The sequence below is a fragment of the Paraburkholderia phytofirmans OLGA172 genome, assembly GCF_001634365.1.
Classification (GTDB): domain Bacteria; phylum Pseudomonadota; class Gammaproteobacteria; order Burkholderiales; family Burkholderiaceae; genus Paraburkholderia.
This window is the reverse complement of the sequence record NZ_CP014579.1, coordinates 343,547-359,012: the sequence shown is the minus strand read 5'-3', so window position 1 is coordinate 359,012 and position 15,466 is coordinate 343,547. Positions and strand designations below refer to the sequence as shown.

Annotated in this window: 13 protein-coding genes and 1 pseudogene; 6 read left to right on the top strand and 8 right to left on the bottom strand. The window is 63.2% G+C overall.

Annotated features, from left to right (window positions below; translation table 11 throughout):
- Positions 1-23: 23 nt before the first annotated feature.
- A complete protein-coding gene (locus AYM40_RS21965; RefSeq protein ID WP_063498383.1) occupies positions 24-1,448 on the bottom strand; it encodes a DUF1254 domain-containing protein in 1,425 nt (474 codons plus the stop codon).
- Between the two features lie 294 nt (positions 1,449-1,742).
- Here AYM40_RS21965 and AYM40_RS21960 point away from each other — a divergent pair, with 294 nt between their 5' ends.
- Both AYM40_RS21960 and AYM40_RS21955 read left to right on the top strand, forming a co-directional pair.
- The gene (locus AYM40_RS21960; RefSeq protein ID WP_063498382.1) at positions 1,743-2,438 is read left to right on the top strand and encodes an FMN-binding negative transcriptional regulator; all 696 of its coding nucleotides are present in this window, start codon (positions 1,743-1,745) and stop codon (positions 2,436-2,438) included.
- Positions 2,439-2,767: 329 nt separating this feature from the next.
- Positions 2,768-5,185, top strand: coding sequence for a heavy metal translocating P-type ATPase (locus AYM40_RS21955; RefSeq protein WP_236721057.1), 2,418 nt, complete (start codon positions 2,768-2,770; stop codon positions 5,183-5,185).
- 57 nt (positions 5,186-5,242) lie between these two features.
- Here the strand turns inward: AYM40_RS21955 and AYM40_RS21950 are convergent, their stop codons facing one another.
- Positions 5,243-5,896: a glutathione S-transferase family protein gene (locus tag AYM40_RS21950; protein WP_063498380.1), complete on the bottom strand. Its 654-nt coding sequence runs from the start codon at positions 5,894-5,896 to the stop codon at positions 5,243-5,245.
- A 219-nt stretch (positions 5,897-6,115) separates the two neighbouring features.
- Here AYM40_RS21950 and AYM40_RS21945 point away from each other — a divergent pair, with 219 nt between their 5' ends.
- Positions 6,116-7,588 (top strand): polyhydroxyalkanoate depolymerase, encoded by a 1,473-nt coding sequence (locus tag AYM40_RS21945; protein ID WP_063498379.1) that lies wholly within the window; start codon positions 6,116-6,118, stop codon positions 7,586-7,588.
- A 47-nt stretch (positions 7,589-7,635) separates the two neighbouring features.
- On the opposite strand, the gene AYM40_RS21940 is transcribed toward AYM40_RS21945, so the two are convergent.
- Together AYM40_RS21940 and AYM40_RS42595 are read right to left on the bottom strand one after the other, a co-directional pair.
- Entirely contained in the window at positions 7,636-8,070 is a 435-nt protein-coding gene (locus AYM40_RS21940; RefSeq protein ID WP_063498378.1) for a cupin domain-containing protein, read from the bottom strand.
- Between the two features lie 160 nt (positions 8,071-8,230).
- Positions 8,231-8,388 (bottom strand): annotated as a pseudogene (locus AYM40_RS42595) (flavin reductase family protein); the annotation flags it as partial.
- A gap of 260 nt (positions 8,389-8,648) precedes the next feature.
- Between AYM40_RS42595 and AYM40_RS21935 the strand changes: the two are divergent.
- On the top strand, positions 8,649-9,044 hold the full coding sequence (locus AYM40_RS21935; RefSeq protein WP_063498377.1) for a helix-turn-helix transcriptional regulator: 396 nt from the start codon (positions 8,649-8,651) through the stop codon (positions 9,042-9,044).
- Entirely contained in the window at positions 9,044-10,414 is a 1,371-nt protein-coding gene (locus AYM40_RS21930) for a type II toxin-antitoxin system HipA family toxin (protein ID WP_201788184.1), read from the top strand. Before AYM40_RS21935 ends, AYM40_RS21930 begins: the two co-directional genes overlap by 1 nt.
- A 5-nt stretch (positions 10,415-10,419) precedes the next feature.
- Here the strand turns inward: AYM40_RS21930 and AYM40_RS21925 are convergent, their stop codons facing one another.
- The 4 genes from AYM40_RS21925 to AYM40_RS21915 form a co-directional block, all read right to left on the bottom strand.
- Complete coding sequence (locus AYM40_RS21925) at positions 10,420-11,373, bottom strand: 3-hydroxyacyl-CoA dehydrogenase family protein (RefSeq protein ID WP_181448453.1); 954 nt, start codon at positions 11,371-11,373, stop codon at positions 10,420-10,422.
- 109 nt (positions 11,374-11,482) lie between these two features.
- On the bottom strand, positions 11,483-11,794 hold the full coding sequence (locus tag AYM40_RS21920) for a hypothetical protein (protein WP_063498375.1): 312 nt from the start codon (positions 11,792-11,794) through the stop codon (positions 11,483-11,485).
- Between the two features lie 435 nt (positions 11,795-12,229).
- Positions 12,230-12,388, bottom strand: a complete 159-nt coding sequence (locus AYM40_RS41960; protein WP_181448452.1) for a hypothetical protein — start codon at positions 12,386-12,388, stop codon at positions 12,230-12,232.
- A 286-nt stretch (positions 12,389-12,674) separates the two neighbouring features.
- On the bottom strand, positions 12,675-14,033 hold the full coding sequence (locus tag AYM40_RS21915) for a hypothetical protein (RefSeq protein ID WP_063500618.1): 1,359 nt from the start codon (positions 14,031-14,033) through the stop codon (positions 12,675-12,677).
- A 295-nt stretch (positions 14,034-14,328) separates the two neighbouring features.
- On the opposite strand from AYM40_RS21915, the gene AYM40_RS21910 reads away from it, so the two are divergent.
- Complete coding sequence (locus AYM40_RS21910) at positions 14,329-15,435, top strand: AGE family epimerase/isomerase (RefSeq protein ID WP_063498374.1); 1,107 nt, start codon at positions 14,329-14,331, stop codon at positions 15,433-15,435.
- Positions 15,436-15,466: the final 31 nt, after the last annotated feature.

Here is a 15,466-nt window from a genome sequence, read left to right as displayed (position 1 = left end):
TTGGCGAACTTCATTGCCGCAATTCATTGACGCACAACGGCCGGCGGTTGCCAGCTGCCGTCGGTAGCTTGCGGCTTCGGCGCGTACAGACGCAGCACCAGTTGCAGATCGGTGCGCGGCGCCGGCAGCCAGTTGCCGCCCTTGCCGCGCGCCGACGACACTGTCACGTCGAGCGAACCATCGCGATTGCGGCGCGCGCCATTGCGATCGCCGACCGCCAGACGGCCCGGCGCACTTTCTCCTAACGCACCGTCTTTCGTGTAAGCGGTGATCGACCAGAAGCCACGCACCGGCGGCAACTGGTTCGGTGCGAAATGGATCACGTAGCGGTTTGCGCCGTTGAGTGCATGACCTTCGCTGTCCTGCGTGACGACCGCGCGCATTTCATCGTCCTTCGTGCCGATTCCCGGTTGGGTCGCCGCAGCATAAGCGCGCATCGCGTAATCGAGGCCGTAGTTGCCCACGCCGTCGCCGAACCAGCTCCAGCCATTGCCGGTCAGCAGATTGGACGGCGGTGTGACGACGCGCTCGTGGCCGTCAGCAAGACCCGCGGCGATCGCCTCGGGCGCGCTCGGCAGATTCACCGGATCGCCGGGCGTCACGCCGAAGTCGGAAAGGATTTTCAGTGCATGCGGATCGGCCGGCGTCGGCGGGTTGTCCGGCAAGGCCTGCGCGAGCTGGCTGAAGAAGCCGTTCGCGTCGAGCGCGGCAACTTGCGCGGCGGGTGTGCCGGAAGCCGCCGCGGCGGCGGCGGCATCGGCCGCATTGCTGCGCGGTGGCGTAATCGACGCCGAGCGCGTCTCGCCGGTGTAGACACTCAGCGGCGCGACACGGACGGCGCGCTGCAGCTTCTTCACCGCCGTCAGGTCGCGGGTGCCGTTCGACTGGATGCGCACGCTCATCCATGCGTTGCGGGTCGGCACGTCGACGCGCAACGCGCCCTTGGGCAGATCGCCCTGCCAGCCCGGGCCAACGAAGGCAATCGTTTGCGTCTTGATGCCAGCGGTGCGGGTCGTGAACTGTGAACTGGTCGACCACAGCACGTTGGTCCACATGTCGAGCACGCGGGCGTCGACGTAGCGGCCATGCGAGTCGGGCAGCGACACGATTACCGGCTCGCTGCCGACGTCGAGCCAGCCGATCGAATCGAGCGTATCGAGACTCGCCAGCAGCGGATTGGCTGCGCCGATCGGCGGCAAAGCCTGCGCGTGGCGCAGCGTATTGACCGGCGCCTGGCCCGGACCGGTGCCAACCGCCGCATCGCGCGCAACGCCCATCAGCACCAGCGGATAGCCGAATACATACGAATCGGCGACTTCGTCTTTGATCCAGCCAGTGGTTTTTTGCGTCGCGGAGGGAGTCGACGCACAACCAGCCAGAAATGCGAGGCCTGCGAGCGATGCGCAGGTCCAGTGAAGCGAAAACAGTTCTTGGCGATTTTTTATCATTCGTTCAGGTGGCGGAACGTGCGGTCCTAAGGGAAACGTCGGTGCGCGGCGGAACCTGTATGCGTGGCCTCCCGGCGCCGAGCGCAGTCTGTCCGCCGCTCGCGTGCCGACAACATCGGGTTGTATCGTATCCTTGCTCACCAGGCAAGCACAAAGGTAGGAATAGCGCTTTGCAATGCGCGCGCGGACACCATTTGCAGTAAGGTTCACGATTTCTGTTAGTCCCGCGCCGGTTCTTGCCTTGTTGGCCGCCCTTCCCGATTACTCGCCGCCCTTTTGTATCTGGAGCGCTTTATGTATATGCCCGCCCATTTTGAAGAGAACCGTCCAGAGGTTCTCCACCGCCTGATCGCCGAGCAGCCGTTCGGTGCGCTGATTACCCATGGGCCGAATGGGCTCGATGCGAATCATTTGCCATTTGAATTCGACGCGAAGCTAGTCGCCGGAGGGGGTGACGCGAAGCACGCTTCCACAGGAAGCGACGCGGCCGCCCAAACCCACGGCATCCTCCGCGCCCATGTCGCCCGGGCCAACCCTGTCTGGCAGGAGGTTGCCGCCAACCCGGAGGCCCTCGTCATTTTCCAGGGCCCCACCGCTTATATCTCGCCGACCTGGTATCCGAGCAAGCACGAGACGCATCGCCAGGTGCCGACTTATAACTATATGGTGGTGCACGCGCACGGCCGGATAGTCGTGCGCGACGACGAGGCATTCGTGCGCGGCCTGGTCGCGCGGCTCACCCGCAAGATGGAAGCAGGCGAACCCGTGCCCTGGAAGATGGGCGACGCGCCCGCCGACTACATCGCCCAGATGCTGGGGGCGATCGTCGGTCTCGAGATCGAAGTCACGCGACTGGTCGGCAAATGGAAACTCAGCCAGAACAAGGAAGCCGCCGACCGGCGCGGCGCGGCTGAAGCCCTCTTGGCGCGCACCAGCGACGAACAGAAGGCCGTCGGCCAGGCGATGCTGGACGCGCCGCCGGCATTCTGAGCTTCTTTGCGCGTCAACCGTTGCGCGACGCAAGCGCCAGTGCCCTGGTTCCGCAGCTTGTGACACGAGCCCGATCGACTGGCGGACATTCCGGGTGCTGTCGGTAACGCATTTGGGTGGCCCGTTGGATGGCCCGTTGGATGGCCCGTTGGATGGCCCGTTTGACGGCCGGTTGGACGGCCGGTTGGACGGCCGGTTGGATGACCGGTTGGACGGCCCGTTTGACGGCGCTTCAGCGCGCCACCAAAAACATCCTTGACCTTCCCATGATGGGAAGGTCAATACTTGGCTCATGATGCGGCCCAATGCCGCGACGAGCCTTGCCTGCCATGACTGCACTTGCCACGCCGCTGCGTCCCGCGGACGCTACGCCCTCCGGAACCACCGAACTCGACATCGGCGGGATGACCTGCGCCTCATGCGCGATGCGCGTGGAGAAGGCGCTGGCGAAAGTGCCGGGCGTCACGCGCGTGTCGGTGAATCTGGCGACTGAAACGGCGACCGTCAATCTAAGCGACGTGGCCTCAGGCGCGGGTTCTGACACCGACGCGCTAATCGCAGCGGTCAAGAAGGCCGGCTACGACGCGACACTGACGGCGCCGCCAGCCGCACCGGCGTCCGCCGCCGACACTGCCGCCCTCGCCTCCGCCGCAAACAGCAAACGCAACCAGACCCGCCGCGAACTGGCGGCTGTGCTCGCCTCCGCCGCGCTGACGCTGCCGCTCGTCCTGCCGATGATCGGCGAATGGTTCGGCTTGCACGCAATGCTTTCCCCCTGGCTGCAATTCGGCCTCGCCTCGATCGTGCAGTTCGTGTTCGGCGCGCGCTTCTATCGCGCGGCCTACCGTGCGGTGCGAGCCGGCGCCGGGAACATGGACTTGCTGGTGGCGCTCGGCACGTCGGCGGCTTATGGAATCAGCGTCTACGAACTGGCGACCCATCCGGGCGACATGACGCGTCTGTATTTCGAAGCGTCGGCGGTAGTGATCACGCTGGTGCGTTTCGGCAAATGGCTCGAAGCGCGCGCCAAGCGCCAGACCACGGATGCGATCCGCGCGCTCAACGCGCTGCGACCTGACCGCGCGCGCATCCGCGTCGGCGCGGACGAACACGAAGTACCGCTCGCGCAAGTGCGGGTCGGCACGGTGGTGATCGTGCGTCCCGGCGAACGCGTGCCGGTTGACGGCGCAGTGCTCGAAGGCCGCACCCATATCGACGAATCGCTGATTACCGGCGAGAGCCTCCCCGTGCCGAAGCAGGCAGCCGATCCGGTTACCGCCGGATCGATCAACGGCGAAGGCGCGATTGCGGTGGCGACCACCGCAATCGGCGCGGAAACGACCCTCGCGCGAATCATCCGCCTCGTGGAAAGCGCGCAGGCCGAGAAGGCGCCGATCCAACGTCTGGTCGACCGCGTCAGCGAGATCTTTGTGCCGGCGATCCTGGCGATTGCGGCGCTCACGCTCGTGGGCTGGCTGATGACGGGCGTGGGTTGGGAAACCGCGATTCTGAATGCGGTTGCCGTGCTGGTGATTGCGTGCCCGTGCGCGCTCGGACTGGCGACGCCTGCGGCCATCATGGCCGGCACCGGCGTCGCTGCGCGGCGGGGCGTGCTGATCAAGGACGCCGAGGCGCTGGAAACCGCGCATCGGGTGAATATCGTTGCGTTTGATAAAACCGGTACGCTGACCGTCGGGCAACCATCGGTGACGACTTTCGAGGCAATCGGCGGCATCGGGCGCGACGAGGCGTTGGCGCTCGCCGCAGCCGTGCAGCGGCATAGCGATCACCCGTTGGCGCGGGCCGTGGTGAAGGCGTATGAAGCGGCACAGGCGGGCAATCTGCGAAACGGCATCGTGGTTGAGGACTCGCCAGCGAATGGTGGCGCTGCGGCACTGGTAGATAGCGCGCTGGGTGAGCGCACGCTGGACACTCCAGATTCTGTTGCGCTCACGAAAGTTGCGACACTCACAGCCAGCGCCGCACGCGCGGTGCCCGGCCGCGGCGTGGAGGCCGACATAAATGGCCATACCCTGGCGCTTGGCAGCACGCGCTGGCTCGACGAACTCGGCATCCCATTGCCGCCGCAACTCGCCGAGCGCGCAAAGCAGCTCGAAGCCGCCGGCAACACCGTCTCCTGGCTGATGCAGCGCGCACCGCTTGCGCCCGCCGCGCTGGCGCTGATCGCCTTCGGCGACACCGTCAAACCGACCGCCCGCGCGGCTGTCGAACGGCTCGCCCAAATGGGCGTCAAAAGCGTGCTCGTCACCGGCGACAACTACGGCAGCGCGGCGAGCGTCGCCCAAGCGCTAGGCATCGCCGAATTCCACGCCGAAGTCCTGCCCGACGACAAGGCACGCGTGATTCACGATTTGAAGATCCGCAGCGCCGGCATCGTCGCGATGGTGGGCGACGGCATCAACGACGCCCCTGCGCTTGCCGCCGCCGACATCGGCATCGCGATGGCGACCGGCACCGACGTCGCTATGCAAGCGGCCAGCATCACGCTGATGCGCGGCGAGCCGGCGCTGGTGGCCGACGCCATCGACATTTCGCGCAGGACCTGGCGCAAGATCCAGCAGAACCTGTTCTGGGCCTTCGTCTACAACCTGATCGGCATTCCGCTGGCCGCCTGCGGCTTGCTGAACCCAATGCTGGCCGGCGCGGCGATGGCGTTTTCGAGCGTAAGCGTCGTCACCAACGCGCTACTGCTGCGCACGTGGCGTGGTGGTGCGTCGGCGCGTTGACAGCAATATGCGTCGCCATATTACTCAAGGCTTTCGAAAGGCGGCACCGCGCCGTCATCAAAACTCCACATCCAGTTCGTCGATCTCTTCCACTTCCTGCTGCGCGTCCGCGATCCACTGCTGCATTTCAGGCAGCGCCATGATGCGCTGCCCGTAGTCGACGATCTCCGGATCCAGCTTGACGTCGTAGGTCACGAAACGCGTCACCACCGGCGCGTACATCGCATCCGCCGCGCTACGCTCGCCGAACAGAAACGGCCCGCCGTACTGCTTCAGGCACTCGCTCCAGATCGTCACGATGCGGTCGATATCCGATTGCGCCCGGGCCCACACCTTGAAGCCCGGAAAATGCGCTTTCAGATTCATCGGCAATGCCGAGCGCAGCGAACCAAAACCCGAATGCATCTCACCGCAAATCGAACGGCAATGTGCTCGCGCGCGGACGTCCTGCGGCAACAGCGCCGCTTCCGGTTTCAACTCGTTCAGATACTCGGCAATCGCCATGGTGTCCCAGACCTTGATGCCGTCGTGAAAGAGACACGGCACCAGAATTGATGGCGACAGCAGCAGCAATTCGGCACGCGCGGCGGGGTCGTCGATCGGCATCACGATCTCTTCGAAAGGCAGGCCGCTGAATTTGGTCAGCAGCCAGCCGCGCAGCGACCACGACGAATAGTTCTTGCTGCTAATGGTGAGCATGGTATTCGCCATACGATTCTCCTCCAGATGAAGCGTTCGTCCGGCGCCTGACGATGCGCGTGCACGTTGCCGTGCGCGGGCGCACCAAAGCGCGGCAATTCCGGCCCGTTCCCATGACTCGCGCAAATGCCATGCCAACCTGCAACGACGGCCGCGCCGGTGCGACTGCATGATTGGCACATGACTTGCGTCTATTCGGGCTCCTTCCTTTCCTGCACTCGTGCGAAGGTTATGAACCTGCTCGCATATCCCGCATACCAGGCTTTCGCCGACATGATGCTGCCGATGCGCCACGGCGCAGCGCTGGTGAATCATTCGCTCGACGCGTGGCCCGCGCTCGGCGACACGTCGCATGGACGCTCGATACGCGCGGCCTGCGGATTATTGACGCTCGCCGGCCTTACGCCGGTCAGGCCGCCGTTCGACATCGATAGCGTGGTGACGGAAGGCAAACCCGTGCAGATCGTCGAGGAAGTGGCAACGCACACGCCGTTCTGTTCGCTGTTGCATTTCCGTAAGGACACCACGCTTTCGCATCCGCAGCCACGCGTGCTGGTGATCGCGCCCATGTCCGGCCACTTCGCGACGCTGCTGCGCGGCACCGTGCGCACAATGCTGGCCGAGCACGACGTCTACGTCACCGATTGGCACAACCCGCGCGATGTGCCGCTGAGCCAAGGCCGTTTCGGCTTCGACGAATTCGTGCAGCATGTGATGGGCTTTACCGAGACGATTGGGCCGGGTGCGCATCTGCTGGCGGTGTGTCAGCCGACAGTCGCCGCGTTGGCCGCAGTCGCGCTGATGGCCGCCGATGACAACCCCGCGCAGCCCGCCAGCATGACGCTGATGGCGGGCCCGCTCGACACGCGCATCAACCCGACGCGTGTCAACGAACTGGCGAAGAGCAAGCCGATCGAGTGGTTCGAGGAGAACCTGATCGGCGCGGTGCCGTTTGGTTTTGCGGGGGCGCACCGTCGCGTGTATCCCGGCTTCGTGCAGCTGAGCGCGTTTATGTCGATGAACCTCAGCCGCCATCTCGACTCGTTCGAGACCATGTACTGCGAACGCGCCAAGGGCGATCCGGCGAAGGCCGACACGATCCACACTTTCTACGAAGAATACTTCGCGACGATGGATCTGACTGCCGATTTCTATCTGGAGACCGTCGATACTGTTTTTCAGCGGCATGCGCTGCCGTTGCATGAGCTCGAGGTGGAGGGGCGGCTTGTGGAGCCTTCGAAGATTCGCCGTACTGCGCTGCTGACCGTGGAAGGCGAGAAGGACGATATCTGCGCGGTCGGGCAGACGCTCGCTGCGCAGGATATGTGCGACAAGTTGCGGCCGTATCTGAAGACGCATCATGTGCAAACCGGTGTCGGGCACTATGGCGTGTTCAATGGACATCGGTGGGAGCGGCAAATTTATCCGCGCGTGCGGGCGGTGATTTACGACAACGAACCGCGTGCGGTGGTGGTGAGTTCGCGGGCGCGCACGATCCAGCCGGTGTCGGTGGCGGTGGCTTCCGAGGTGATTGCGGCAGCGCCGGCCGCGGCGGCGGTGGTCGAGGTTGTAGTGGATAACAATGTGACCGCTGTCGAGTCGAATGGAGCCGGCTCCGCTGCCGAGTCGACTGGAACCGGCTCCGCCGCCAAGCCGCAGCAGGCGTCACAGGCACCGCGCCGGCGGCCACCCGCGACGCAATAATCTGTTCGTTCACGTAGCCGCGTTGTGCAAACAACGCGGCGGCTCGTTCAAGCCGCGACGCTCTTCCACGGCTGCACCGCCGGTACTTCGCACGGACCTTCGACTTCAATCGACTTGAAATCGGCCGGCGACACGATTTCGATGTACTCCATATCTTCTGAGTAATCGAACAGATAGTGGACGATGCCCGGCGCCTGATGCACACAATCGCCGGCGGCGACGCGTGTCTCCTTGTCGCCGTACATGAAGCGCGCCCAGCCCTTCAGCATGATCACAATGTGGAAATCGGCCTCATGGCGGTGCCAACCCGTGCCTTGCTCTGGTGCGTGATTCGCCTTGACGAGTTGCGCGAGCACCTTGCCGCCGGTTGCCTGCGCGATGCCTAAATCGCGGTATAGAAAAAAGTCGCGTAGGCCCTGATCCACGTAGGGCGTGTCTTGCGGGCGGACATGGCTGAACTGCGTGGCGAATTCGGTGGACATGATCGCGCTCCTGGGGAGTGAGCCGACGGTTGAAAACGACGCGTTGGAGCGTCGGTTGCAAGCATCAAGCGGGCCAGTTTGCGCGGGGCTTTGCGTCGCGGGAAGGACCGTTATGCGGTCGTGCGGAAGCAGCTTGCATTCGAGCGCGACCGGTGATTCAGCTGGCGAACGCGCCGAAGAAGCTGTAGGGCGCGAGCTTCAGGGTGCCATCGGTGGCGCGCGAAGAAATCCAGCCGATCAGGCGCGGAGCGACGATGGCCTTGAACGGATCATGTGGAGACCGTGACCGGCAGCAGGGTCGTAAAAGTAGTGGGACATGGTTTGTCGTGGGGTTTGGGGGTGAGGCGGGCGCTATTTATACCGCAGACTCGCTGGGACTGCTGGGAGCGGAATTGAAGCGGACTGCGGCTATTCGCCCTTCCGTGGATTCCGGTTCATCGATTGACTTCGCGGCCGTCTTAACAGGCTTAAAGCTGTAAATTTAATTTACAGCCTATAACCTGTTAATCTGATTTACAGCCTATTTCCTGTATTTGCGTGATACAGTCCAGAGACTGTACGAGCCTGAAGAAAATCCAATGGATTACGCCATCAAGACGCTAAGTCAGCTCCGCCCCATTCTGCTGGGCTTCCGCAAGTCCGCAGGGCTCACACAAGCTGCAGTGGCCGAACTGCTAGGCATCACCCAGCAAAGCTACGCGCAACTGGAGGCCAATCCGGCATCGGCGAGTGTCGAGCGGCTTTTTAAAGTCATGCGTTTGCTGAACGTGGAATTGCGTATGAGCCAAGCGTCGTCCGCGCCAGGCAGTGGACCGGCGCAGACCGATACGTCGAAGCTTCAACGGCAGATCCCCGCCGCCAGGAAAGTGAAACCTCCGTCGGCCCCCAACCGCGCAGACCGAGCTCCGAAGGCGTCGAGCTCGAAACAACCTCTTGGGGCAATCACAACCAAAAAGAAACGGGAAAACTGGTAATCATGGCGCGCCGCTCTCAGACGCAACGACTCGACATCTGGATGAACGGCCTGCCCGTCGGCTACTGGGAAAAGGCACGGGAAGGGGACCGCCTGAGTTATCTCGACGAGTGGATCGAAGATGAACAGGGCCGCCCTCTTTCCCTATCGATGCCGTTCACGCCCGGGAATCAACCGTACCGTGGAGACGTGGTCAGCGCATTTTTCGACAATTTGCTTCCCGATAGCGATGCGATCCGCCGGCGATTAGCCCAACGGCATCGCGCGGGCAGCACGAATGCTTTTGACCTGCTGGTAGCGCTTGGCCGCGACTGCGTCGGCGCGATCCAACTACTCCCACCTGATGAGCAACCCACCGATCTATACGGCATCTCCGGAACACCGTTATCCGAGTTGCAGATTGCGCAGCTGCTGCGCAATGCCACTTCAGCGGCGCCGCTCGGCCAATACGATAGTGGTGCGGATCTGAGGTTATCGATTGCTGGCGCACAGGAGAAAACGGCGCTGCTGCGCCACGATGAACAGTGGATCTACCCGACCGGCAGCACGCCGACCACGCATATCTTCAAGCTCCCGCTCGGCCTGGTTGGCAATATGCAGGCGGACATGCGGACCTCGATCGAAAACGAATGGCTGTGCTCAAAAATCGTATCGGCGTATGGACTCCCCGCGGCGAACTGCGAGATTGCAACGTTCGAGGATCAGAAAGCGCTCGTGGTCGAGCGCTTCGACCGCAGGCTGTCGAGGGACGCGAGCTGGATTGTGCGCCTTCCGCAGGAAGACATGTGCCAGGCCACCGGAAAGCCCTCACATCTGAAGTATCAAGCCGACGGTGGACCAGGCATCGCTGAGATCATGGATGTATTGCTAGGCTCGGAAACCGCGGATCAGGATCGGCGACAGTTCTTCAAGGCTCAACTCGTGTTCTGGCTACTCGCAGCAACGGATGGGCATGCGAAGAACTTCAGCATTTTTCATCTGCCCGGGGGGTTGTACCGGTCGACGCCACTTTACGACGTGCTATCCGCACATCCGATCATTGGTCCTGGGCGCAATCAGATTGCGCGTCAGAAGGCGAAGATGGCAATGGCTATTCGTGGCAGTACCAATCACTATCTGATCGACAAGGTCCAGCGGCGGCACTGGATCGAACAGGCCCGGCAGGTTGGGTTGGGTAGCGAGACCTCGCAGGACATTATTGCTGAAGTGGTTAACGCGACTGATCATGTGATCAGCGCGGTGGATGCGGTGGTGCCCTCGGGATTTCCGGACGGGCTGGCCGAATCGATTCTGGGTGGGGTTGGGAAGCAGCGGGACAAGTTGGTCGCGGCGTCGAGACTCCGGGAAAATGCCCGGTCGACGCGCAACTGATAGTTTTAACCGCGGCTAATCACCCGCTTGCGGCCTTCCCTGACTCGCGCCAGATGCGCCTCGTCCCATTCATAGAAACCAGCGCCGCTGCGTACGCCGACACGCCCCGCATCGACCTGCTCACGCAGCAGATCGAGCACGTCTTCGTCTTTCGCGAGTTCCGGCATCAGATGCGTGGAGATGTCGAGGAAAGTGTCGAGGCCGCCCATGTCCGCGCCTTCGAGCGGCCCGACGATGCCCCACCGGCGTCCGAGCGACGCCTTCATGACGCGATCGACCACATCCGGCGTCGCCGCCCCCGAGCGCACGATGTTCAACGCCTCGCGCAGCACCGCGAACTGCAACCGGTTGCCGACAAAACCCGGAATCGCTTTCGCCAGCACCACCGGCTCCATGCCGATCGCGCTCATCAACGCAGCGGTGCGTTCGGTGACTTCCGGCGCGGTCGCGGTACCCGGCACGACTTCGACGAGCGGGATCATGTGCGGCGGATTCCAGAAATGTGCGATCAGAAAACGCTCCTTCGCGCGCAACGGAGCAACCAGTTGATCCGGCGGAAAACCGCTGGTATTGCTCGCGAGAATCGCGTCGTCTGCCATCAACTCAGCCAGCGACGCATACAGGCGATGCTTCAGTTCGAGCACCTCGGGAATCGCCTCAATCACGAATTGCGCCGACGCCATGACGTCGAGTTGCGCATGCGTCTCGATGCGCGCGAGCGCTGCCTGTTTGGCAACGCGGTCGATGCGTCCGGCGTCGATCAGTTCGTCGAGCACCGCTTCCGCTTTCGGCGCAACGCTCGCGAGACGCGCCGGGTCGACGTCGTGAACGATCGTCCGATGCCCGTGCAATGCGCTTTGCGTCGCAATGCCGACGCCCATCAATCCCGTGCCCACTACGCCTATGACTGCCTTGTCCACGCCGCTCTCCTGCTGCCGTCGATGAAAGCTTTGAAGCATAGCGCAGCGCGCCGTTTTCCAAGACCGAACGTGACAAAGCCGGTCTTCCGTGAGGAAGGACCGGCTTTGCGGACTTCACGCTGCGACCTGCGGCGCCGTCATGCGCGCATTAATAGCGCGGGGGCGGCGGGCGATGGTCGTCGTGATCGCCGTGGTGATGCGGATCGTAGTCGTGCGGATGATGACGCATCCAGTCGTCGTGCGCCCAGTAGCGATGGCCGTCCCAGTAACGATCGCCATGCCAGCCGAGGTTGATCGACACATCCACCGGCATCATGTGCGGCTGACCGTAAACCGCCGGTCCTGGACCATTCTCGACGATCACCCGTTCCTGGGCGAAAGCACTGCCGGCTGCGAGCAACGCGCCGCCCGCCAGCAAGGTTGCAACAATCGAACGCGACGTCTTGTTAAAAGTTTTCATCGTGACCTCCCATACAAAGTTTTGTGTCAAGCCAGCGCCCGTGTTCGGCCAACATCGAACCGCGATTTTGGGTTCGGACCAGACGCCGTACGCTTGAGACCAACTTTAGCGGTGCAAACCACATGAAGACGTGAGCACTTGTAAGCGCACATTTCATGGAAAGGGACTGATGAATGGCAGCTTTTCGGCGTTCGCCGCCCGTCTATAGCGCATGCACGGTGCATGGGCGAAATGGCACGACGGCACCCTGTGAGGCGTCGTTACATTCATTTCGGCCAGGAAATATTCAGAAAAACTGGGAATTAGGCGGCGACCACCCAAAAAACAAAAGCCACGGCACGCGTTTCGCGGGCGGTGGCTTCAATGATGCAAGGCACACTCGACGTGCGCGCCCATTGCGCGGCGGTCCGCGCTCAGGCCATGCAACCTTGCTTTTCAGTCGCTCAGCTTGATGCCGAACAACGTAGATTGCGCTTTGCGCACGCGCTCTGCTTCGCGGCTACGCGCTGCATACGAGTAGTCCGAATCCAGCGGCAGATGGGGCGACGCAAAGAGGTCGCTGACCTTTTGGAACAATGCAAAAATGAAGCTCATGGCGACTCCCGGTTGGTTACTGCATTTACTAGGGTTTTCCCTTAAGAAGAATTATAGGGTTTTCCCTAATCCAAAGCTAGTGCGATGCAGCAATTTCTCGGGTGTGGTTTGTTGCCGCAGAGTTTTATCCATGGTGCGTTGCACCATGACAACATCCCTGTTTTTTGCTATTTCGGGGTCAAAACTTCCGCCTATTGAAGCGTATAGCGCGAAGTTCGGCTTGCGATGAGCCGGCGGCGAAACAAACCACTGCAACCGGCTTTCGCCGGCGCGGCGGCGCCGAAGTTCACTGCGAGTTGGCGGCTTTCGGCGTGTGCGCGTGCTGCGCGCGCACGCCGCGTTTGCCATGAGCAGGCGTGGCCGCGGCTGGCTGGGACGCTGCGGATGCGGCTGCGTCAGAAGCGGCAGTGGCCGCCGCCGCGTTGGCCATCGCCATGTGGGTGTCGAGCAAGTTGGCCATGGCGGCCTGCTGGTTCTGCATCAGCTGTTCGATGCGATGCTGCTGGGCGGTGGTTTCACGCGTCAGACGCATCAGAAGCACCGTCTGCGTAATGCCGATCGCGACCGTCATCAGCAACGCGCCCACCACGATCGACAGCATCCATTTCATACGGCGCGAGTGGTCGGAGGCGGCGCGGCGCTGATCGGAGATCACACCATATAGGGCATCGACCGTATCGGCGAAGGCCGTCGCACGCGCGCGGTCGAGTTCAGGCGCAACACGCAGCGCTGCCGCGGCGGCTTCGGCACGCTGGGCTTCCCGGAAGGAGGGCGCAGCGAAAGCACCGCTTGTGTGCGCGGATGCAGATGTGGATGCAGATGCGGACACCTCGCCCGACTGCCTGGCGGCCGGCTTCGAAACAGTCGGCTCCACGCCGGCCTCGGATTCCGCCGAAGACGACGCGCGCTCCGCTCCCGCATTCGCGGCTTCGGCGCCGGCTGCTTCTCGCGAAGCCGTCGTCACCTTGGCAAAGGTCGCCGCGACGCGCTGCGGCGGCAAAGGCGGCCTCGCACCGCCCGAGGTCGATGCAGCCGCTGTATCGGTGCTCGTGGCAGCCGCACTCCTCTCAGCCGCCTGGCGCAGCGCGGTCACGCTGCGCGCCACGGTCGCCGCCGCCATCGCGGGCGTGAGCGGCACAGCCGCGTCACGTGTCGACGCCGCCGGCTTCTCTTCCGCCGACGCCTCCGCGTCTGCCTTCACATCTCCAAAAGCCAGCTCGCCAGCAGGTGATGCAGCCTCCACGGCCTCCGTCTCCAGCCCGCTCAATTGCGCATTCACCGGCGCGGGTTCATCGGACTTCGTCGCACGAGGCGCGCGGCGCGCGGCCCTTGCCTCCAGCGCCACACCGTCGGCATCGATCGCGCCAACCGCTGCCAGCACGACATCGGGTAATTCAAAGCCATGCAGCGTGCCTTGCCGGATGTCGATGTTCATCGCTTCCAGCGTGGCGCGGGTGGGATCGTCAGGGAACAGGTCGAGCGTGCTGTCGTCGCGTGAGGCATCGCTCAATTGCGCGAGACGTTGTGCCGAGCGCGCGGCGCGCGCCAGCTTGTTTTCAGTTTCGGTCGAGACGGTGGCCTGACGCCGCTTCTTCGAAGCGGCGCGCTGCGGCCGGGACTGCGTAGATGCTGCGGAATCTGCCATAGAGAAAAAAGCGGCCGTCGCCGGAAAGCGGGCGCCGAGCACCGCTCGTCAATGCCATTGGAATTTTTCGAGACCGCATTGTCGCATGGCCGCCCGCCCCTGCCGAAGCCATTCGCCGACGTTTTTCCGTTTTTTAGACGACGCCTCGTCGTGCCGGAACTGCCTGCGTATTCCGCACCTGTGGCAGAGTGCCAGCGGCAGCCGTTTGCTTTATGCTTGGCCGCACGCCGGCGCACCCCAAGCGACAAGCCGAGTCCGCAGGCGTTTCGAATGACCGCGTTTAACCAGCCGAACTATGCAGAGCATGACCCCTACCGCTTCGACCATCACTCTCGCCACCACACTGCGTGATCACTTCACTCGTGTGGTGCTGCCGCTGTGGCGTGGGCCCGGTTTCAATACCGTGTTGAAGCTGCCGTACGAAGCGGTCAGCGCCGAGGGTCCGGCACCGTTGCCCGCAGAACGCTACCGGGCGATGGCGTGCGCGCGACAATTGTTCGTGTTCTCGCAAGCGGGCGATGCGGCTCATGCCCAGGTGCTATTCGACTCGCTGATGCACACCTTTCAGGACACGCGCCACGGCGGATGGTTCTATAGCGTGGATGCGCAGGGCGCGCCGCTCGACACCACCAAAGACTTGTACACGCACGCATTCGTCGTGTTCGCCTGTGCGGAATATGGCGGCCGTTCCGGCAACCGCGACGCGCTGGAAGTCGTGCATCGCACGTCGGCGCTGATTCACTCGCACTTTGCAGCCGATGGCGATCTGTTCAACGCCGCGCTCACGGCGGATTTCGGCCTCGTGACCGGCACGCCGATCCAGAATCCCCTGATGCACCTGACCGAAGCCTGGCTGGCCGCCCGCGACGCCACGCGCGACAACACCTTCGACGCCGCGTTGCGCCGTCTTGCCGGCGCCGTCGCGCGTCACTTCGTGCATGCGCCGACCGGCTGCATCGCCGAATTGCCGATTGGCACCGATGACAACCGTCTGGAACCGGGGCATCAGTTCGAATGGCTCTGGCTGGTCAAGCAGGCGGGCACATTGTTAGAGGCCTCGGGTCTCAAAGAATCGCTGACGCGCGCATTCAGCTTCGCGCAGCAATATGGCGTGGACCCGCGAACAGGCGGCGTATGCGCCTCGCTCGACGAAACCGGGCGAATCAAGGACGCCACCCAGCGGATCTGGGCCCAGACGGAATATCTGCGCGCACTGGCGAGCCATGGCGACCCCGCTGTGCTCGCCGCGCTGCCGCGGCAAATCGAGCTTTTCCGGCAACGTTTCTTGCGCCCGCAAGGCTGGTTCGAATGCAAAACGGCCGCCGGTGACGTGGCGCGTGCCGACATGCCGTCGACCACTCCCTATCACCTCGCGACCGCCTATGACGCGTTGCCGGGCTAAACGCCGGCCGCCGACTTCCGGACATCGGTGT